Here is a 564-nt window from a genome sequence, read left to right on the forward strand (position 1 = left end):
CTTCTTGATATGTTGGACATCCTTGTGGGGATGATAGATGCCATCAGGATGTTCTGGCGATGTCTGATTGTCCCGCAAGACCAAGTCCAACTCAAACTGTCCATCGCGTTTACGAGCAATCGGTGTGATGGTGTGATGCGGTGTCCCGTCTGTCTCTGCTAAAATCTGGACTTCAGGGTCTGAATACTGTCGCCATTCCTGTAAAATCTTGTCAGCCAAGTTAATCAAATCCTCCTTGGAATCTGAAGTCAAACGTAGCACTGACATTGGCCACTTAACAATCCCAGCCTTGACCTGCTCAAAACCAGCAAAACAGAAAGTCTTTTGCAAAGGAGCCAATTCCATAGGAAATACGTGACGGCCTCCTTGATAGTGGTCATGAGTTAGAATAGAGCCCCCCACAATTGGCAGGTCGGCATTAGAGCCTGCAAAATAGCCAGGAAACTGCTCTACAATCGCCAGCAGACGCTCAAAACTCTGACGACTAATGGCCATAGGTCGATGCTGACCGTCTAAGAAAATACAGTGCTCATTAAAATAAGCATAGGGCGAATACTGGAAGCC

1 pseudogene is annotated in these 564 nt (G+C 47.0%); it reads right to left on the reverse strand.

Annotated elements, in window-relative coordinates:
• A pseudogene (locus tag GMD1S_RS10795) lies at positions 1–564 on the reverse strand (UDP-glucose--hexose-1-phosphate uridylyltransferase); the annotation flags it as partial.

Source organism: Streptococcus sp. GMD1S (assembly GCF_000296875.1).
GTDB lineage: Bacteria > Bacillota > Bacilli > Lactobacillales > Streptococcaceae > Streptococcus.